The organism is Rhodococcus sp. Leaf278 (assembly GCF_001426085.1).
GTDB lineage: Bacteria > Actinomycetota > Actinomycetes > Mycobacteriales > Mycobacteriaceae > Rhodococcoides.
Genome location: NZ_LMRR01000043.1, coordinates 180,745 through 199,507 on the forward strand (window position 1 = coordinate 180,745; position 18,763 = coordinate 199,507).

The window sequence follows — 18,763 nt, forward strand, 5'->3', positions numbered from 1 at the left end:
AGCGTGAGCAACACTTTGTTGGGAACCGACTGGCACGGCCAGATCTACAGTGGCGGTTGGCGTACGGGCGGCGGCGGCACCACCAGCACCGTCGAACCAGCGACCGGTACGAGCCTGGGCGAGATCGGTCTGGCGACTGCCGACGACGTCGACGATGCCGTCGCCAGGGCCCGCGCAGCGCAGCCGGCCTGGGCAGCCACCCCCGGCCACGAACGCGCAGCTGTGATCCGGGTGATCGCCACACTGCTCGAGTCGCACCGCGGTGAGTTCGAGGAATGGCTCATCCGTGAGGGTGGATCGGTACCGGGGAAGGCTGCGTTCGAGGTCGGTCTCGTACTGAGTGAGTTGTGGGAAGCGGCAGCTCTGCCAACCCAGCCCTACGGCCATCTGCTGCCCACGAGCGAAGCTGGACGTTCCAGCGTCGGCCGTCGCGTGCCGATCGGCGTCGTCGGCGTGATCAGTCCCTGGAACTTCCCGCAGATTCTGTCGATGCGCGCCGTCGCTCCCGCGCTTGCTCTCGGCAATGCGGTCGTCCTCAAGCCGGATGTACAGACCGCCGTGTCCGGAGGTCTGTTGTTCGCCCGACTCCTCAAGGAGGCCGGCGTCCCGGAGGGACTGTTTCACGTCCTGCCCGGCGACGCCGAGCCCGGGGCCGCGGTTGCCGAACATCCCGGCATCGGCATGGTCTCGTTCACCGGATCCACGGCGGTCGGACGGAAAGTCGGTGAGGCAGCTGGACGCACCCTCAAGCGCGTCTCCCTCGAACTCGGGGGCAACAACGCATTGATCGTTTTGGACGACGCCGATCTGGAAGCGGCCAGTTCCGCAGGCGCGTGGGGATCGTTCTTGCATCAGGGGCAGGTCTGTATGACCGCCGGTAGGCACATCGTGCTCGAGTCCGTGGCCGACGAGTACCTCGATCGCCTTGCCGCTCGGGCGAAGAACCTTCCGGTGGGCGACCCGTTCACCGAGCAGGTAGCTCTCGGACCGCTGATCAACGAGACGCAGCTGAAGAACGTCGACCGCATCGTCACCGAAACCGTGGCGGCCGGAGCAGAGGTTCGCGCCGGCGGCATGCATCGCGAATTGTTCTACGAGCCCACCGTTCTCGCGGGAGTCACGTCCTCGATGGCCGCATTCCGCGAAGAGATCTTCGGGCCGGTGGCCCCCGTCATCGTCGTGCGCGACGAGGACGAGGCCGTTGCTGTCGCCAACGACACCGAGTACGGTCTGGTCGCCGCGATCCAGACCGGATCAGCCGATCGGGGCAGGCATCTCGCAGACCGCCTGACCACAGGAATTGTCCACGTGAACGACCAGACACTGAACAACGATGCGTATGCCCCGTTCGGTGGAACCGGTGCCTCGGGCAATGGTGCACGATTCGGTACCCAGAGCAGTTGGGACGAGTTCACCCAGTGGCAGTGGCTCACCGTCCGCGACCACGCTCACCCATTCCCGTTCTGACCGACGCCGACTGCGCCGAACTCGAAGTTATGCAGGCATATTCAGCGAAATGCGTCCACGACTTCGAGTTCGGCACGCGCTACTACTGACTGATGTTCTCGAAGACGGCAGCGAGACCCTGCCCGCCACCGATGCACATGGTTTCCAGCCCATAGCGAGCATCACGCCGCCGCATTTCGCGAAGGAGGGTCGCGAGAATCCGGCCACCTGTGGCACCGACCGGATGGCCGAGCGAGATGCCCGAGCCGTTCGGGTTCAGCCGACGATCGTCCGGCTCGATGCCCCATGTCCGCAGGACCGCCAAGGTCTGTACGGCAAAGGCCTCGTTCAACTCGATGACGTCCATATCGGCCATGGTCAACCCTGCACGCCCGAGAGCTTTCTCGGACGCCGGGACCGGTCCGATTCCCATTGTCCGCGGCGGTACACCGGCAACAGACCAACTCACCAACCGGGCGATCGGCCGTAGCCCGAGATCGGCTGCACGCTCCGGAGTCGTCACGATCGCGAGGGCGGCACCGTCGTTCTGACCACTGGCATTACCTGCCGTGACGGTCGAGGCCGGATCGATTATCGCGCGCATCGGACGTAGCTTCGCCAGACTATCGACAGTGGTGTCGGCACGCGGATGTTCGTCGGTGTCGACCACGATCAAATCACCACGCCGCTGCGGAACCTGCACCCCCACAATTTCTTCGGCGAACACTCCGTTCTTCTGCGCGGCCACGGCGCGCTGATGCGACTGCACTGCAAGTTCGTCCTGATCTTCACGACTGATCGAAAACTCTGCTCGCAAATTCTCGGCGGTCTCGATCATCCCGCCGGGAACAGGAAAGTTTGTCCCACCCGCAGTGACACGGGCTCGGGCCAGTCGATCGCTCAGCGCTACCGATTCGGCCTTGACCCCCCATCGCATTCCGGTTGCGTAGAACTCGGCCTGACTCATGCTTTCCACACCGCCGGCCAAGACCAGATTGCTACCGCCCGTTTGCACCTGCATGCACGCCTGTAGGACGGCCTGCAGTCCGGACCCGCACCGACGGTCGACCTGCACACCTGGAACATCGATACCGAGACCCGCATCCAATGCGGCAACCCGTCCGATAGCCGGTGCTTCGCCGTTCGGCGACGCCTGTCCCAAAATGACGTCGTCGATGACACCGCCTTCCAGTCCGGTACGGGCGCAAAGCGCTTCGATCACGACGGCGGCGAGTTGCTGCGGTGACACATCGCGAAGCACTCCCCCGAATCGTCCGACGGGTGTGCGCAGCGGTTCACAGATGACAGCGTCTGGCATGAAGATTCCTTATCGAGACGGGATTGGATAACGAAAGATGGAATCGATCGCTACATGTATCGGCCGCCGGTGACCTCGGAGACGGTGCCGGTCATGTACGACGACAGCTCGGACGCGTAGAACAACGCCACCGAGGCAACCTCACGCGGGTCCCCCGCACGTTGCATCGGTATTTCAGACATCTTCTGATCCCACGCCTTCTGCGGCATGGCCTCGGTCATCGCCGTCTTGATCAGTCCCGGCTGAATCACGTTGACCCGAACACCCAGGTGCGCAACCTCTTTGGCCGCGACCTTGGACAGTCCCACAATCCCGGCCTTGGCCGCCGAGTAGTTGCTTTGCCCTACGAAACCGACCTTCGCCGAGATCGACGACAGGTTGATGATCGATCCCCCACCGTTCTCTCGCATGACGCCTGCAGCAATTCTCGTGCCGTTCCAGCACCCCTTCAGGTGCACGTCGATCACCTGATCGAACTGCTCCTCTGTCATTTTCCGCATCGTCGCGTCACGGGTAATCCCCGCATTGTTGACCATGATGTCGATCGACCCGAACGACGACACAGCCGTGTTCACCAGGGTCTGTACATCGTCGGCCGAGGTGACGTTGCAGCGAACGCCGACTGCGTCAACGGGTAGGGCATCTGCGGCTTCTTTCGCCTTCGCTTCGTCGAGATCACCGATGACAATATTTGCGCCGTTCTCCGCGAACATCGTGGCGATGGCCAGACCGATGCCCTGCGCGCCACCGGTGATGACGGCTGTACGTCCTGAAATCATGAAATGTCCTGTCCTGTGGTGGTGCCGACTCTCATCGGGCGAAGTCCGCATCGAAGGCTGCGTTTTGCATGGCAATTCCCTGGCGCAGAAGGCTGTCTGTTTCGTCTGAGTCTTTACCGGATTCCATCAGCAACGCGCGGGTGTGCTGGCCTAGCGCGGGAACATCGCCCATGGGCGCTTCGTGATCGGAGAACGTAGCCGGCGGTAGTAGCGCCCGCGCGGTTGCGTGTTCGGTGCCGACCGTGCGCCATCGATCACGTTCGACGAGTTGAGGATGGGCGACGACCTGATCCATCTGCTTCACCTGCGCTGCAGGAATGCCGGCCGACGCAAGTTTCGTGTCCAGGGCCCCTGTCGTGAACTGTGAGGTACGGGCGCTGACGACAGCGTCGCATTCGGTGCGGTTCTGTACGCGCAGAACGTTTGTCGCGAAACGCGGGTCGTCCGACAACTCGGGCACGCTCAGTACATCCGAGACGAGCGTTCGCCAGCCCCGGTCGTTCTGCACACCGATCAGGATTTGACCATCGAGCGTCGGGTAGGCGTCATAGGGCGCAATCGAACTGTGGCTCACACCCATACGCTGAGGTTGCGCACCGGTGTACATCTGCGTGTACATCGCGTGACCCATCCACTCTACGGTCGAATCAAGCATGGAGACATCGATGGTCGCGCCTTCGCCGGTTCGTCCGCGCCGCAGCAACGCCGCGAGAACCGATTGTGCGCAGTACATTCCGGTCGCGATATCAGCGGTAGGTATTCCGGTTTTGGCTGGCTCGTCCGGAGTTCCGGTGATGGAAATCAAGCCCGATTCGGCCTGGATCAGCATGTCGTAGGATTTCCGGTCCTGCATGGGACCACCTCTGCCGAATCCGGACATGTTCACCACTACCAGTTGCGGGTTCGCAGTCCGCAATTCGTCGGCACCGAAACCGAGACGCTCTGCCGCGCCAGGGGCAAGGTTCTGGACGAACACGTCGGCTCGGTCGATGAGTCCGCGAACAATCTCGCGTCCCTGCACCGACTTCAGATCTACCGCAAGTGATTCCTTGCCCCGGTTGAGCCACACGAAGTGCGCTCCGGTGCCGTGGACGGCATGGTCGTAACCCCGCGCCAGGTCTCCGCCGTCGGTGCGTTCGACCTTGATGACACGAGCACCAAGATCGGCGAGATTTCGGGTGGCGAGCGGTGCTGCGACGGCCTGCTCTATCGCGACAACGGTGAAGCCTTCGAGTGGTAGGCTCACGAGTTGCGTTTCTGCTCGGCCCGGACAAGTCCGCCACCGACGATCAACCGCTGTATCTCGCTGGTGCCCTCGTACAGTCGGAGCAGTCGCACGTCCCGATAGATGCGTTCGACCGGCACCTCACGCATGTAGCCGGCGCCGCCGTGGATCTGGACGGCCAGATCGGCGACCTTGCCGACCATCTCGGTGCAGAACAGTTTCACAGCGGACGGCGCGATACGTCGATCGGTCTCCAGCACCCACGACCGAGCCGCTTCACGGACCATCGCCCGGCCCGCCATCACACCGACCTGCTGATCGGCGATCATGGCCTGCACCAGCTGGAAGTTCCCGATCGGCTCGCCGCCCTGAGTGGACGCCGCGGCATAGGACACGGATTCGTCCAACGCACGCTGCGCCTGACCGACGGCCAACGCCGCGATATGTACCCGTCCCCGTGCCAGCGAGGTCATCGCCGCCTTGTACCCGATGTCGCCGGTGCCGCCGACCAGCGCGTCGGCCTCGACCCGCACGTCGGTGAAGTTCACATCGGCCGTGCCGGAGCCCTGTTGGCCCATCTTCGCGTCCTTGACGCCCACCTCGATCCCGGCGGTGTCGGCAGGGACCAGGAAAACCGCGATACCGTTGCCGCTCTGCGGTTTCGGGTCCAGCTTGGCGAAGACGACGAACATGTTCGCGATCGGAGCATTCGTGATGTACCGCTTGCTGCCGTTGATGACCCACCCAGTGCCGTCGACCTTCGCCGTTGTCCTCAAGCCCGCAGGGTTGGATCCGGCTCCGTCCTCGGTCAGCGCGAAGGAGGCGACGATGTCGCCGGTTGCCATGCCCGGCAACCACTTCGACTTCTGCTCCTCGGTACCGAAGCCAACGAGCACCTGCCCCGCGATCCCGTTGTTGGTACCGAACATCGAGCGCAACGCCAACGAGGTGTAGCCGAGTTCCATCGCGAACTCGACGTCCTGGATCAGATTCAGGCCCAGCCCGCCCCACTCCTGCGGAAGCGCGTAACCGAACAGCCCCATCTCCGCGGACTGTTTCCGCAGATCGTCGGGAATCGAATCGGTGTTCATGATCTCGAGCTCACGCGGCACCACACGCGAGCGAACGAAATGCGAGATCTGCTTCAGCACGTCCGCGAAGACGTCGTCCGGTACATCGGGATTCAGCGTATCCATGGGACAACTATCGGTTACTGCATTACCATCAGTCCAATACTTAATTGGTACTTCTGTTTTGACAATTTTGCAACAAAGGAGCTCGAGTGGACGTCGAACAGCTTCGCGCGTTCCTCGCGGTGGCCGAGGAGCTCCACTTCGGACGTGCGGCCGCGCGTCTGCACGTCGCGCAGCCGCCGTTGAGTCGCACCATAAAGCAGCTCGAGAAATACCTCGGTGCCACCCTGTTCGACCGAAACACCCGTTCGGTGAAACTGACCGCCAGCGGCCAGGCCTTGATAGATCCCGCCCGGGCAGTGCTGGAAGCGATGCGCACCGCTGAGAACGCGGTCGTATCGGCCGACGGCGGCGAGACCGGACTCGTGCGGATCGCGTTCGCGGGTGTGTCGACACACCGCATGGTCGCCAGACTGGCTCGACTCGTTCGATCGCAGCACCCGGGTATCGAACTCGAACTCTCGAGCCAAAACTTCGCTCAGCCGGCCATGAAGAGGCTTCTGAGCGGGGACACCGACATTGCGCTCGGTAGATGGGACGTCATTCCGTCCACCGTCGAGTCCCAGGTCGTGATGCCCGACCACCTCGTCGTCGCGTTCGCCGACACACATCCTCTGGCCGATGCACGACACATCGGAATCGAACAGCTGGCCCAGGAACACTTCGTGTCGTTGCCATTGCACGAAGGATCGGTACTCCCCGATCGACTACGCCGCTTGGCCGACGCGCACGGTTTCGTCCCCGACGTCGTTCAGATCGCGCCCGACACCCAGACCGCCCTGGCCCTGGTATCCGCCGAGGTGGGGTGCCACCTGACCCTTGCTTCGGTAGCCAGCAACGTCACCGATCCACACGTCGTGTTCGTCCCTCTGGACGACACCACTGCAGATGTGGATATGCGAGCTGCGTGGCGCCGAGACAACACCAACCCAGCACTGCGCGTAGTACTGGACAAGGTAGTCGCTCTCGACGAAGTCGACTCGTGAGCGGCACCTACAGCGACGCCTCACCATCGTCCAGGCCGAGTTGACGTAAACGGCGATAGAGGGTCGTTCGGCCGATTCCGAGTAGCTCTGCCGCCACCGACTTATTCCCACCAGCGCGGTCCAATGCCTCGACGATGGCATCGCGCTCCGCCGATTCCATCATCGTCATCTTTCGACGTGCGGGAGCCCGTTGCAGGTGATCGGGAAGGTGGTGGCGCTCGATCACCGATGCCGTCACGCTCGAGGCCAGGGCGCTCACGGTCGCCGTCAATTCCGCGATATTGCCGGGCCAATCCCACTGCATCAACGACTGCAGAGCTGTCGGGGACATGGAATGCCGTCGCGTTGTGTCCACCTGATCGAGAATGCTGCGGACCAGCCCCGGGATGCGATCCGGCGTGGCGGAGAGGGCCTCCGTTCTGGCGTCGATACCCCAAAGCTTTACCAACGCAGCAACTTCGGATGAAGACACTTCGGCACAGGTGGTGATCAGCAACTGGTTTCGCCTACCTGCGGCGACCGCCTCACGGTGATCCTGTACCAGCGCCGCGACGGGAGAAATTTCGTTGTCCTGCACCGATTCCAGTCTTCGGATCAGAACATCTCGGCCGCCCTTGAGGAGGTCTGCCACCGCAGACCACGGCGTTGCCGTGTCCGCGGACAGAATGACGACCTCGAGTTCTCCGCCTTCTCCCCGACCGGCTCGCACATCCAGTGCACGAGATGCACGACCGGATCCACGCGGACCGTCGATCACCGTCACGGCTGCCTTCACTGTTTCCCGAGAAGCAGTGTCGACGTGGGCGCCTGGAACGATGGGGCCGGCCGTCGAAACCTCGTCTCGAGGGACGGGAGCGAAGTGCAGCACGTAGTAGTCGCGGGCTCCCTCGACGACTCGACGAGCTGTCACCGCCACCGCGCCTGCGTCGATATCCCAGCGAGCTGTGTTCGCGAGCGCCCAATTGTGTGCACTGAGGCGATCCCAGAGAACTACATGCGAATCGACGCTCACATAAGGCAATCCGGGTGTATTCGCCAGAAGCGTCTCTCGGTCCATGATGACCGTGGGACGACGAGAGTTGGCGTAGCGCATGAACGACATTGCCAAAGCGAGGTCCTGCGGTCGTGCAGCCGCCTTCAGTCGTTCTTCGATCTGCTGACCGATTTCCTTGGTAAGGGTGACCATCAGCGAACTTGCGATGGCCAATGGTCCCCCGAGCGACACCGATCCGATCACCAGACCCGACGGCGTGTAAACCGGAACGGCCGCGCACGCCAGTACGGACAGTGACTCGTTGAAGTGTTGGCTGCCTTCGATGTACACCGCTCGGCCTTCGACCATCGAGGTACCGAGACCGTTGGTTCCGATCGAGTCTTCCGAATAGTCGAACCCTTCTGCCGCATTAACCCGATCCAGCTTTCGCTGCAATCCCCTATCGCTTGCGCGCCTGGCCACGATGCTGCCGGCACGGTCACTGAGGAACAGCGTCGTGCCGGTGTCCACGAGCTGGTCCTGCCAGCGGTCGAGTACCGGATCTGCCGCGCGGCGCAGGATGGAGTCGGTATCGATCTCGTCGAACTTCTGCGACGGCATCGTAGCGTCAGCGCTGTTGCCGATCGAGCGACGCCAGCTCCGCAGGATCAGGTCCGGAACAACCCCCTCGTCGGGAGCACCGGACAGCAAGCCTGCGCGCATCAGATGCCGCTTGGCCTCGCGCACCGCATCGCTCATAGGTTCTCGCCCTCTAACCATTCGTTCGTCCGCAACCCAAACACTCGCAGGTTGCAACAATCATCACATCATTACTACTACACAGGAATAACTGCAGTTCAGCGCACTCATATCCGGGTGTTCCAGATTGGCACACACCAGACACCTGTGCTCCACCTCACCATTGTGACCAGAGGAAGTGAACTACACCACATAGGTCGCGAGACCGGAGGAGCAATCACATGGCGTCACACGAACCCGATCAGATCCGTGAGATCGACGCGCTTGTCGTCGGATGCGGCTTCGGCGGGATCTACATGCTCTACAAGCTACGGCGTGAACTCGGCCTGACCGCCATCGCGATCGACAAGGCTTCCGGGGTCGGCGGCACCTGGTTCTGGAACAAGTACCCGGGTGCCCTGTCGGATTCGGAGAGCTTCGTCTACCAGTACTCGTTCGATCGCGACCTGTACGACCAGACCACCTGGAACACCAAGTTCGTCCGTCAGCCCCAGATCTTGGAGTACCTCAACGGTGTCGTCGACCGCTACTCGCTGCGCGAAGACGTTGCGCTCGAGACCACCATGACCGCGGCCCGATTCGACGAGGTTGCCGGAACCTGGACCGTGTCCACCGACCGTGGAATCACCTACAAGGCCAAGTATCTCGTCAACGGCCTCGGCCTCCTGTCGGCGACGAACGTGCCGAATTTCCCGGGCATCGAGAACTTCGCGGGCCGGTTGGTGCACACCGGCGCATGGCCCGAGGATTTGGATCTGACCGGCAAGCGCGTCGGAGTCATCGGCAACGGATCGACAGGCGGTCAGGTGATCACCGCGGTCGCGCCGATCGCCGGACATCTGACCTCGTTCCAGCGCACCCCTCAGTACAGCGTTCCCGCCGGCAACCGGGTGCTGTCCAACGAAGAGTTGGCCCGCCAGAAGGAGAACTTCGAGGCCAACTGGGACCAGGTCCGTAACTCCAGTGTTGCAATGGGATTCGTCGAAAGTGAGGTCGAGACGTTCAGCGTTTCCGACGAGGAGCGCCAGCAGATCTTTCAGCGGACATGGGACGAGGGCGGTGGCTTCCGTTTCATGTTTGAGACGTTCTGCGACATCGCTACCAATCCAGAAGCGAACGAGGAAGCGGCGAAGTTCATTCGGGGCAAGATCGCAGAGATCGTCAAGGATCCGGAGACCCGGCGCAAATTGACGCCCACAGATCTCTACGCTCGCCGGCCCCTGTGCGACTCGGGACTGTACGAGACGTTCAACCGAGACAACGTCTCTCTCGTACACGTGGGCGAGAACCCCATCCGCGAGCTGACGGCCGACGGCATTGTCACCGAGGACGGCATACTCCACGAGCTCGACGTGTTGATCTGTGCCACTGGCTTCGACGCTGTCGACGGCAATTACGTCAAGGTCGACATCCGCGGGCGCAACAACGAAAGCCTGAAAGAGCACTGGCAGGACGGGCCGACCAGTTACCTCGGAATGGCCACCACCGGCTTCCCGAACATGTTCATGATCCTCGGCCCCAACGGACCGTTCACGAACCTGCCGCCCTCGATCGAGACGCAGGTCGAGTGGATCTCCGACACCATCGGGGCCATCGAGAAGAACTCCATGGGCTGGATCGAGGCGAAGCCGAACATCGAGACCGAATGGACCGACATCTGCGCCGACATCGCCGACCAGACGCTCTTCCCGAAGGCTGCGTCGTGGATCTTCGGTGCCAACATCCCCGGCAAGAAGCGCACGGTCATGTTCTACCTCGGCGGCATCAAGGAATATCGCTCGGTCCTCGACAACGAGAAGGCATCAGGCTACCCGAGCTTCTTGACGCAATCGGACGCGCTCGAGCCTGCCTGACCCCTCCCTTGAGGACACTGCATCGACCACGCCGGCCGGGTGACCCACACCGGTCGCCCGGCCGGCGTCCTGCAACGAAAGACATGCCGATGAGCAAGTACGCAAGCACCGATCCCACTACAGGCGCCATCGTGGCGAAGTTCGAGACTCTGTCGGACCAGCAGGTCATGGCATCGCTTTCCGCCGCCGACAGCGCGTATCGAACGTGGCGGACCACCGGAGTGGCCGAACGCGCTGCGATTCTTCAGCGCGTCGCCGATCTGCATCGGGAGCGCGAAACCGAACTCGCCGAGTTGATGACACTCGAGATGGGCAAGCCGATCGCTCAGGCCCGCGGCGAAGTGAAGCTCTCGGCGTCGATCTTCGAGTACTACGCGACCAAGGGTCAGGACCTGCTCGCGGACGAGGAACTCGACATCGCCGGTTCCGGACGGGCCCTGGTGCGTACGGCACCTATCGGAGCACTCGTCGGCGTCATGCCCTGGAATTTCCCGTACTACCAAGTCGCGCGGTTTGTCGCTCCGAACCTCCTGCTGGGCAACACGATTCTTCTCAAACATGCAAGTAACTGCCCGCAGCAGGCCTTGGCCGTCGAGGCGATGCTGCGTGATGCAGGAAGCCCAGAGGGCGTGTACCGCAACATTTTTGCCTCCAGCGACCAGATCGCGGATCTCATCGCTGATCCACGCATACAAGGCGTATCGCTCACCGGATCCGAACGCGCGGGCAGCATCATCGGGCAACTGGCCGGGAAATACATGAAGAAGGCCGTGCTCGAGCTCGGCGGCTCGGACCCGTTCATCGTGCTCGCCGGCGCTGACCTCGGTGATGCGGTCGCCGCGGCCGTCCCCGGCCGGTTCGGCAACGCAGGCCAAGCATGCACCTCGTCCAAGCGAATGATCGTCGACGCCTCGGTGTGGGACGACTTCCTCGATGGGTTCGTGTCGGCGGCGCAGTCCTGGACGATGGGCGACCCGACGGATCCCGCCACGCGCCTGGGTCCGATGTCGTCCGTCGGCGGACGCGACGAGATCGCAGAGCAGGTCGCGGATGCCGTCTCGAAGGGTGCCACGGTGCACCTCGGTGGATCCATCCCCGACGGCGACGGCGCGTATTACCCCGCGACCGTGCTTTCCGGTGTCACCCCGGACATGCGGGCATACCGGGAGGAACTGTTCGGACCGGTCGCTGTGCTGCACAAGGTCGACTCGACCGACGCCGCCATCGATCTCGCCAACGATTCACCGTTCGGCCTCGGAAGTGCCGTGTTCACCACTGACGACACCGAAGCTGCGTACGTCGCAGACCGACTCGACGTCGGCATGGTCGGCATCAACACCACCATCAAGAGCGCGCCCGACATGCCGTTCGGCGGCGTCAAGACCTCCGGAATAGGCCGCGAGCTCGGCCGTTTCGGTCTCGACGAATTCGCGAACAAGAAGCTCGTTCGCACCCTCTGATCCGCCCCGACCGTTCCACTTCACCTCAGGAGATCAACCATGCGCGCAGCTGTCTACTACGGCAACCACAAGGTAGAAATCGAAGACGTTCCCGAACCCGAAGCAGGCCCGGGGCAGGTCAAGATCCGCGTGTCCCGAAACGGCATCTGCGGCACCGACCTTCACGAGTTCTACGACGGCCCGATCTTCATTCCGCCGTCCGATCCACACCCTCTGACCGACAAAGCGATGCCCTTGATCCTCGGGCACGAGTTCTCGGGCATTGTGACCGCTGTCGGAGCGGGCGTCGACGACGTGGCCGAAGGCGACGCTGTCACCATCGAACCGATCTATCGGTGCGGTGAATGCCGACCCTGCCGCAGCGGCCAGTACAACCTCTGCAAGTCGATCGGGTTTCACGGGTTGATGGCCGACGGAGGCATGGCCGAGTACACCGTCGTTCCCCGCAATCAGGTGCACAAGCTTCCGGACACCATCCCGGTCGAGATGGGCGCGCTGGTCGAACCCATGTCGGTCGCATATCACGCAGCAGTACTGGGCGAGGTCGGCGACCAGAGCCGAGCACTCGTCTACGGCGCGGGTCCCATCGGAATCGGCATCTGGTTTGCGTTGCGCGGCATGGGACTGACCGAGATCGACGTCGTCGAACCGTCGGAAACGCGTCGCAAGTCCATCGAGGCTCTCGGAGCTCGCACCCTCGATCCGATGTCGGTCGACGTTCCCGCCCTCATTGCCGATCGCACCGACGGCGATGGCGTCGACGCTGCGTTCGACGCAGCCGGCGTGGCTCCCGCAGTCGAGTCGGCACTGGAATGCGTCGGCGAGCGTCGCCCGCTGATCAGTGTGGCGATCTACGACAAGCCTCTCTCGACACCTCTGATCAACCTCGTTCTTCGAGAGCGGCGCATCCAGGGGACCATCTGCTACACCAGCGACGACTACCGCGCGGTCATCGACCTGATGGCCAAGGGCCACTACGACACCACAGGTTGGGTGGACACGATCGCTCTCGGAGACGTCGTCGACGGCGGGTTCGAGGAACTGCGGGCCGGGCGCAAGATGAAGCTCCTCGTCGATCCGACTACCTGACCTCCACCACTTCACCGTTCACACAACGCAATTCAGGAGACCGATCATGACCGTCGCACACATCACCGGCTCGGCGCGCGGAATAGGCAAGGCCATCGCGCTCCGCCTCGCACAGGACGGACACGACATCGCGCTGTCCGACCTGCCTTCGATGTCGGAAGAGCTGGAGAAAACTCGGAGCGAGGTCGCCGCACACGGCGTCAAGACCGCCGCGCTGACCGGCGACGTCAGCGATCCAGATTCGGTGCGGGCGCTCATGACCGACACCGCCGAACAGCTGGGATCACTCGACATCCTGGTCGCCAACGCCGGAATCGCCCAGACTAAAGCACTTCTCGACGTGACGCCGGAGGAGTACGACCGCCTGCACGCTGTCAACGGCCGCGGAATCTTCCTCTGCTACACCGAAGCAGCGCGTCAGATGATCAAGCAGGGGCACGGCGGAAAGATCATCGGAGCGTCGTCCATCGCTGGCCACAAGGGATTCGCCCTGCTCGGCATCTACAGCTCGACCAAATTCGGTGTCCGCGCCCTGACCCAGGCAGCTGCACAGGAGTGGGCGGAACACGGCATCACCGTCAACGCCTACTGCCCCGGCATCGTGGATACGAACATGTGGGTCGAGGTGGACCGCGACCTCGGCGCCATCAACGGTGTCGGGAAGGGCGAGTCGATGAAGGCAATGGCTGCCGGCATCACCCTCGGCCGCGTCTCGACCGGCGATGACGTCGCGGCATACGTCTCGTACCTGGCCGGACCCGACTCGAATTACATGACAGGACAGTCCGCCCTCATCGACGGCGGCATGCTTTTCGTTTGATGTTCGCCTTACTCAACGTGGAGGAATGATGAACTCGCTCAACCCGTCTGCTTCGCAGTACCAGGTCCCGACCTTCGGTCTCTGGTACGACTTCCGCAACCCGGCACAATGGCGGAAACCATTGGGTTCTCTCTACAGAGAATCGGTGGACCAGGTCGTCTGGGCCGAATCACTCGGCTTCGGGTCGGCATGGTTGAGCGAGCATCATTTCGCCGAGGACGATTACGCATCGTCTCCCCTGGTCGTTGCCGCGGCGATCGGTGCTCGGACGAAGACCATGCGCATCGGTACCAACATCATCGTGGCAGGACTGCACGAACCGATGCGTCTGGCCGAGGATGCTGCCGCGCTCTCCTTCCTCACCGACAACCGATTCGAGCTGGGATTGGGACTCGGGTACCACGAGAAGGAATTCGCGGCGTTCGGGCGAAAAGTGAAGCAGCGCCCCAGTCTTCTCGAGGATGCCATCGCAGTGATTCGGCATGCCTGGGCAGGCACCGGGGAGGCCTACGAGGGCAAGCGATTCTCGGTACCGGCGTTGCCGGTGACACCGCTACCCGAGACGGCCCCGAGGATCCTGATCGGCGCTCAGTCTCCGGTGGGAATCGACCGCGCCGCTCGTCTCGCAGACGGCGTCATCACTCTGCAAAACGCCCACTTCACGGACTACCAGCAGTCGATCGAGCGGCACGGAAAGAACGTGGACGATGCCCGCATCTACGCCAGCCAGTGGACGGTGGTGGCCGACGACCCGGAACGTACGTGGGCCGAGATCGGCGAACACGCGCTCTACCAGATGAACAAGTACATCGAATGGGGCTCGTTCGAGGGCCCCGATCAGCCGTCGTCGTTCGACAGCCCTCAGCATCTACTCGATGCCGGTGCTTACAAACTCATGGACGCCTCGATGGCGGTCGACGAACTGGTGACCATGGCCACGGAGTTTCCCCAGATTCGCGACTTCCACTACTGGGCTCAGTTGCCCGGAGAGTCCGTCGAATCCGGTTCTGCGCGAATCCAATACATCGCCGACAAGGTCATTCCCGAGGTGACCCGCAAGCTCGGTGGTTGATCACTCCGGAATTTGCAAGACGACTCTCGACCGAGTGCCCGCGTCGACTCGGTCGTGAGCGTCAGCGATTCGGTCGAGAGGCAGCGGGTCGTCGACGGAGATGGACATGGCTCCGACCGATACGGCGTCGGTGAGGTCGCGGGCAGCCATCATCTTCACCTCCCGCGAGAAGTCGTCGCTACCCAACAGCCGAATGGTGATGTTGTCGAACAACATCGGCCAGAACGGCAGGCTCGGACGATCGTCTCGGGTGCCGTACGCGGCGATCACGGTGTCGTTCTTCGCCACTGCGGCATCGAAATCGATGTTCTCCGAGAACGCAACTTCCACGATGCGGTCGACACCACCTCCCGCGAAATTACGTACCTGAAGTGATGCGTTCGGATCATCCAATGAGACAGCCATATCCGTTCCTGACGCCCGAGCCTGCTCGAGGTCCGCGGCAGTGCGCACTGTTCCGATCACCGTCGCACCCTTCCACCGCGCGAGCTGAGCAGCCAACGACCCCACACCGCCCAGTACTCCCTGGACTAGAACAGTTTTACCCTCGACACTGCCGTCGCCGAACACTGCGCGGTGGGCAGTGATACCCGGAATCCCCAGGCAAGCGCCCACCTCGGGCGCTACGGCATCCGGCAGCTCGATCGCCTGCCACTCGGGCACGACGGTGAACTGCGCAGCTGTTCCGAATGCGCGATACGACTGCGCACCGAACACCCAGACGCGCTCCCCCACACGCGACTGTTCGACACCTGGCCCGATTGCATCGACGAATCCTGCACCGTCGCTGTGTGGCACGACTCGCGGATAGGTCATCGAAGACCCCAGCCATCCGCGTCGCTTCTTGGTATCGCCCGGATTCACCGAAGAAAGCTCCACCCGCACTCGGACCTCCCCCGGACCCGGCTCGGGTGTCGGCACCGTTCCGACCTCGAGAACGTCGTGCGCCGATCCCTGCGAGTCGTACCACGCGGCGATCATGCTGTTGCGGTCTGCCCGACAACCTCTGCGGTGGTCGCGAACTCGGAAATGTTGGTCAGTGCGAAGCTTTCGGCCGCATGCTGCCACTCTTCACTGAGGCTCGAGGTCGCATCGGTGACGAGAATCGGACGGTAGCCGTGGTCGGCCGCATCGCGAACGGTGTGCTCGACGGCCATGTTGGTCCAAACGCCCGCTACCAGAACATCCTTGATTCCAAGGTTACGAAGAAGTGTGTCGAGCATGGTGCCGTTGAAAGCGCTCATGCGATTGCGAATCAGGACCGGCTCGTCTTCACGCGCTTCGAGACCGTCGAGGGCGCGGGCGCCCCACGAACCGAGCTTGAGCGAGTCCGGTCCGATCAACTTGAAGATCGGAGCGTTGCTTCCGCCGAACGGTCGTCCGGGTAGAGACACGATGTGATTGTGGATCACCGGGATGGACTTCTCGCGAGCGAAGGCCAGCAGCTCGCGCACGTGCTCTTCGAGGTTCTGGTGCTGTGCGTGGTCGGCGGCACCGAACGAGGCATAAGCGCCGTCCACATGGACGTTGTCGTTCTGCAGATCCACAAGAACAAGCGCGGTGCGTTCGAGATCGAAAGTGGTAGTCATCAAAACCCTTACAGAGGAGGAAAGAAAATCCGTCGGTACCCGACCACACTACCTCGTTTCGATGTACACATCGATACGAGGTAGTTCTGACACAATGGCTGCATGTTGGAACTCACCATCCTCGGGTTTCTGTCCGAAGGCCCCTTGCACGGATACGAGCTCAAGCGGCGGGTCGTACAGCTGACGGGATATGCCAGGCCGGTGAGCGACGGCACCCTGTATCCAGCGATCAAACGCCTGCATCGAGACGGATTACTCGAAAGACGTGCCGAACCCGGCGCAGGCCCGGCACGGTACGTGCTGACCATCACCGGCGACGGGCGAGATGCGTTGGTGGCACGTCTGCGAGATCCACAGGCCAACGAAGTCTCGGATTTCTCGCGATTCATCGTGGTGTTGACCTTTTTGTCCCTCGTACCGTCGGTCGAGGAACAGCACTCAGTGCTGCGCCGAAGACTGGACTTCCTGGAGCAGCCGGCCAGTTTCTTCTACGACGAGGATCGAACCGTTCGAGCCGAGGAGGTTACGGACGTCTACCGGCGTGGCCTGTTGCTCGTCGCGCGCGAAACGAGCCGCGCAGAACGAGCCTGGCTCACATCGGTACTCGAGGGTTCTGCTCCGCGTCACTGATCTGCCGTCTCACAGCCACCGAGGCGGCTCGTCGATCGCGCCGTCGACCGTCGAACCGATCGATCCACGCCCTGCCGCCCACCTGGTCACTGCTTCGAGTCCACCGCTGACCGTAGCGGTCGCAGCTTCGTCGGTCACTGCGACCGGCTCCCGCCCGTCCACTGCCAGGACCAAACCACTTCCCTCGCCCTTCTTGCGCCACATCCCGACGATGTCGTTGAGCAAGCCCTCGTTCACCACGTCGGGGAAGTCCGCGAACCGCCCACCATTGCCGAGATCCACCGCGTGGATCCACACTTCGCGAGTCCGCATCCAGATCGTCTCCGACGCCGCGACCGTGCGCCCCTGCGCCGTCCTGACCTCGGCCGCCCACGACGCCTCGGACGCCGTTCGCCACTTCTCGTCGAGTCGAGCAACCGTGTGGTCGAACAGGTTTCGAATGGCTGCGGCCGACAGCGTTGCACCCTCGTCGATCTCGCGGCCGCGCTGCTCCGGCGACTCGTACATCGGCGTCTCCACACCCGACGACGCCCAGTCCATCAGGCGGCACAACGCCGCAGCGTTGTAGCCGACGTGCGCGACCAGGTGGCGTCTGGTCCATCCCGCCAGCAGGGTCTCGCGGTCGAGTTCGGAATCGGTGAGCTCGGAGAGCCGCTGCGCGAAATACGAAGTACCGCGCCGGGCGATCAGCAGCCGCTCCTCGAGCGGCAAGTCCTGAAAAGTCACTTCGGACGCGCCCTACTTGACGATGGTCTTGTTGCGGACCGAGCCGAGACCCTCGATGGTCACCTCGACAGTCTGCCCGTCCTGGATGTAGACGCCGGGCTTACGGGCATGCCCGACGCCTCCCGGGGTTCCGGTGATCACCACGTCTCCCGGCTGCAAGGTCACGATGTGGGAGATGTACTCGACCAGCTTGGCGGGCGTGAACACGAGGTCGTCGGTGGTGGTCGTCTGCATGACCTTTCCCTCCAGCGTCGTCTCGAGTGTGCCGCCGAAGGTGTACGAATCCGTCGTGGTGAGGAAGGGGCCGAAGCCGCTGGTCTTCTCGAACGTCTTGCCCTGGTCCCACTGCAGTGTGCGGTACTGGTAGTCCCGCATCGTGTAATCGTTCATGATCGAGTAGCCCGCTATGTATTGCTCGGCATCTCCCTCGGCCACTTGGTAGGCCTGCTTGCCGACGACGAAGGCCAGCTCTCCTTCCCAATCCAACTGTGCTGCTGCGTAACTCGGGACAACGACGTCGTCGTACGGGCCCGTCAGTGCTTCACGGAACTTGGCGAAGAGCGTCGGATACTCGGGGAGCTCGCGGCCCATTTCCTTGATGTGGTTCGCGTAGTTCAACCCGACGCAGATGATCTTGCCCGGACGCGGAACCACGGGAGCGTAATCCGCATCGTCCAATCGGAGCTGTTCCCCGTGCGCATTCTCGGCCAGTTCACGCCAGTTCGCTTCGTCCAGAAGGGCGGACAGATCGACGTAGCCGTCGATGACGGTGGCAGAGTCGTCGCTGTCGACGCGCACTGCGGTAGTGGTGCCGTTTCGGCGCAGAGTAGCGAGTTTCATGGCGG

At 62.7% G+C, this 18,763-nt stretch carries 17 protein-coding genes; 8 read left to right on the plus strand and 9 right to left on the minus strand.

From position 1 onward, the window contains the following. Window positions 1-3: 3 nt before the first annotated feature. A complete protein-coding gene (locus ASG84_RS23990; RefSeq protein ID WP_057479458.1) occupies window positions 4-1,467 on the plus strand; it encodes a benzaldehyde dehydrogenase in 1,464 nt (487 codons plus the stop codon). Window positions 1,468-1,549: 82 nt separating this feature from the next. Here ASG84_RS23990 and ASG84_RS23995 read toward each other — a convergent pair whose 3' ends face one another. From ASG84_RS23995 to ASG84_RS24010, 4 genes are read right to left on the minus strand one after another with little or no spacing between them, the layout of a single operon-like run. After that, complete coding sequence (locus ASG84_RS23995) at window positions 1,550-2,764, minus strand: acetyl-CoA C-acetyltransferase (protein ID WP_057479459.1); 1,215 nt, start codon at window positions 2,762-2,764, stop codon at window positions 1,550-1,552. 50 nt (window positions 2,765-2,814) lie between these two features. Then, window positions 2,815-3,543 carry a 3-oxoacyl-ACP reductase FabG gene (fabG, locus tag ASG84_RS24000; protein ID WP_057479460.1) on the minus strand — a complete coding sequence of 243 codons (729 nt, stop codon included), beginning with the start codon at window positions 3,541-3,543 and terminating at the stop codon, window positions 2,815-2,817. 31 nt (window positions 3,544-3,574) lie between these two features. Further along, window positions 3,575-4,789: a CaiB/BaiF CoA transferase family protein gene (locus tag ASG84_RS24005; protein ID WP_057479461.1), complete on the minus strand. Its 1,215-nt coding sequence runs from the start codon at window positions 4,787-4,789 to the stop codon at window positions 3,575-3,577. Beyond that, window positions 4,786-5,964 (minus strand): acyl-CoA dehydrogenase family protein, encoded by a 1,179-nt coding sequence (locus ASG84_RS24010; RefSeq protein ID WP_057479462.1) that lies wholly within the window; start codon window positions 5,962-5,964, stop codon window positions 4,786-4,788. The genes ASG84_RS24005 and ASG84_RS24010 overlap by 4 nt, the downstream gene beginning before the upstream one ends. 86 nt (window positions 5,965-6,050) lie before the next feature. Here ASG84_RS24010 and ASG84_RS24015 point away from each other — a divergent pair, with 86 nt between their 5' ends. Further along, window positions 6,051-6,947: a LysR substrate-binding domain-containing protein gene (locus tag ASG84_RS24015; RefSeq protein ID WP_057479463.1), complete on the plus strand. Its 897-nt coding sequence runs from the start codon at window positions 6,051-6,053 to the stop codon at window positions 6,945-6,947. A 7-nt stretch (window positions 6,948-6,954) separates the two neighbouring features. Here ASG84_RS24015 and ASG84_RS24020 read toward each other — a convergent pair whose 3' ends face one another. Then, a complete protein-coding gene (locus tag ASG84_RS24020) occupies window positions 6,955-8,679 on the minus strand; it encodes a sigma-54-dependent Fis family transcriptional regulator (RefSeq protein WP_057479464.1) in 1,725 nt (574 codons plus the stop codon). Window positions 8,680-8,900: 221 nt separating this feature from the next. Between ASG84_RS24020 and ASG84_RS24025 the strand changes: the two genes are divergently transcribed. The 5 genes from ASG84_RS24025 (at window position 8,901) to ASG84_RS24045 (ending at window position 14,973) form a co-directional block, all read left to right on the plus strand. Then, on the plus strand, window positions 8,901-10,532 hold the full coding sequence (locus tag ASG84_RS24025) for a flavin-containing monooxygenase (protein WP_057479465.1): 1,632 nt from the start codon (window positions 8,901-8,903) through the stop codon (window positions 10,530-10,532). Between the two features lie 89 nt (window positions 10,533-10,621). After that, the gene (locus tag ASG84_RS24030; RefSeq protein ID WP_057479547.1) at window positions 10,622-11,992 is read left to right on the plus strand and encodes an NAD-dependent succinate-semialdehyde dehydrogenase; all 1,371 of its coding nucleotides are present in this window, start codon (window positions 10,622-10,624) and stop codon (window positions 11,990-11,992) included. Window positions 11,993-12,031: 39 nt separating this feature from the next. Then, window positions 12,032-13,081: a 2,3-butanediol dehydrogenase gene (locus ASG84_RS24035; protein WP_057479466.1), complete on the plus strand. Its 1,050-nt coding sequence runs from the start codon at window positions 12,032-12,034 to the stop codon at window positions 13,079-13,081. Between the two features lie 46 nt (window positions 13,082-13,127). Continuing rightward, window positions 13,128-13,901 (plus strand): SDR family oxidoreductase, encoded by a 774-nt coding sequence (locus ASG84_RS24040; RefSeq protein WP_057479467.1) that lies wholly within the window; start codon window positions 13,128-13,130, stop codon window positions 13,899-13,901. Between the two features lie 28 nt (window positions 13,902-13,929). Continuing rightward, window positions 13,930-14,973: an LLM class flavin-dependent oxidoreductase gene (locus tag ASG84_RS24045; RefSeq protein ID WP_057479548.1), complete on the plus strand. Its 1,044-nt coding sequence runs from the start codon at window positions 13,930-13,932 to the stop codon at window positions 14,971-14,973. Here ASG84_RS24045 and ASG84_RS24050 read toward each other — a convergent pair whose 3' ends face one another. Continuing rightward, window positions 14,974-15,954, minus strand: a complete 981-nt coding sequence (locus ASG84_RS24050) for an NADPH:quinone reductase (RefSeq protein WP_057479468.1) — start codon at window positions 15,952-15,954, stop codon at window positions 14,974-14,976. It lies immediately after the preceding gene. After that, entirely contained in the window at window positions 15,951-16,562 is a 612-nt protein-coding gene (locus ASG84_RS24055; protein WP_057479469.1) for an isochorismatase family cysteine hydrolase, read from the minus strand. The genes ASG84_RS24050 and ASG84_RS24055 overlap by 4 nt, the downstream gene beginning before the upstream one ends. Before the next feature lie 102 nt (window positions 16,563-16,664). Between ASG84_RS24055 and ASG84_RS24060 the strand changes: the two genes are divergently transcribed. After that, complete coding sequence (locus ASG84_RS24060) at window positions 16,665-17,192, plus strand: PadR family transcriptional regulator (RefSeq protein WP_057479470.1); 528 nt, start codon at window positions 16,665-16,667, stop codon at window positions 17,190-17,192. A 9-nt stretch (window positions 17,193-17,201) separates the two neighbouring features. Here ASG84_RS24060 and ASG84_RS24065 read toward each other — a convergent pair whose 3' ends face one another. Together ASG84_RS24065 and ASG84_RS24070 are read right to left on the minus strand one after the other, a co-directional pair. Continuing rightward, window positions 17,202-17,918 carry a maleylpyruvate isomerase family mycothiol-dependent enzyme gene (locus ASG84_RS24065; RefSeq protein ID WP_057479471.1) on the minus strand — a complete coding sequence of 239 codons (717 nt, stop codon included), beginning with the start codon at window positions 17,916-17,918 and terminating at the stop codon, window positions 17,202-17,204. A gap of 12 nt (window positions 17,919-17,930) precedes the next feature. Next, the gene (locus ASG84_RS24070) at window positions 17,931-18,758 is read right to left on the minus strand and encodes a fumarylacetoacetate hydrolase family protein (protein ID WP_057479472.1); all 828 of its coding nucleotides are present in this window, start codon (window positions 18,756-18,758) and stop codon (window positions 17,931-17,933) included. Window positions 18,759-18,763: the final 5 nt, after the last annotated feature.

Excerpts from the sequence above, each read along its gene's own strand:
- ASG84_RS24025 (WP_057479465.1), top strand. The coding sequence starts at position 8,901 with ATGGCGTCACACGAACCCGATCAGATCCGTGAGATCGACGCGCTTGTC.
- ASG84_RS24030 (WP_057479547.1), top strand. The coding sequence starts at position 10,622 with ATGAGCAAGTACGCAAGCACCGATCCCACTACAGGCGCCATCGTGGCG.
- fabG (WP_057479460.1), bottom strand. The coding sequence starts at position 3,543 with ATGATTTCAGGACGTACAGCCGTCATCACCGGTGGCGCGCAGGGCATC.
- ASG84_RS24050 (WP_057479468.1), bottom strand. The coding sequence starts at position 15,954 with ATGATCGCCGCGTGGTACGACTCGCAGGGATCGGCGCACGACGTTCTC.
- ASG84_RS24040 (WP_057479467.1), top strand. The coding sequence starts at position 13,128 with ATGACCGTCGCACACATCACCGGCTCGGCGCGCGGAATAGGCAAGGCC.
- ASG84_RS24020 (WP_057479464.1), bottom strand. The coding sequence starts at position 8,679 with ATGAGCGATGCGGTGCGCGAGGCCAAGCGGCATCTGATGCGCGCAGGC.
- ASG84_RS24060 (WP_057479470.1), top strand. The coding sequence starts at position 16,665 with ATGTTGGAACTCACCATCCTCGGGTTTCTGTCCGAAGGCCCCTTGCAC.
- ASG84_RS24055 (WP_057479469.1), bottom strand. The coding sequence starts at position 16,562 with ATGACTACCACTTTCGATCTCGAACGCACCGCGCTTGTTCTTGTGGAT.
- ASG84_RS24070 (WP_057479472.1), bottom strand. The coding sequence starts at position 18,758 with ATGAAACTCGCTACTCTGCGCCGAAACGGCACCACTACCGCAGTGCGC.
- ASG84_RS24045 (WP_057479548.1), top strand. The coding sequence starts at position 13,930 with ATGAACTCGCTCAACCCGTCTGCTTCGCAGTACCAGGTCCCGACCTTC.
- ASG84_RS23995 (WP_057479459.1), bottom strand. The coding sequence starts at position 2,764 with ATGCCAGACGCTGTCATCTGTGAACCGCTGCGCACACCCGTCGGACGA.
- ASG84_RS24010 (WP_057479462.1), bottom strand. The coding sequence starts at position 5,964 with ATGGATACGCTGAATCCCGATGTACCGGACGACGTCTTCGCGGACGTG.
- ASG84_RS24035 (WP_057479466.1), top strand. The coding sequence starts at position 12,032 with ATGCGCGCAGCTGTCTACTACGGCAACCACAAGGTAGAAATCGAAGAC.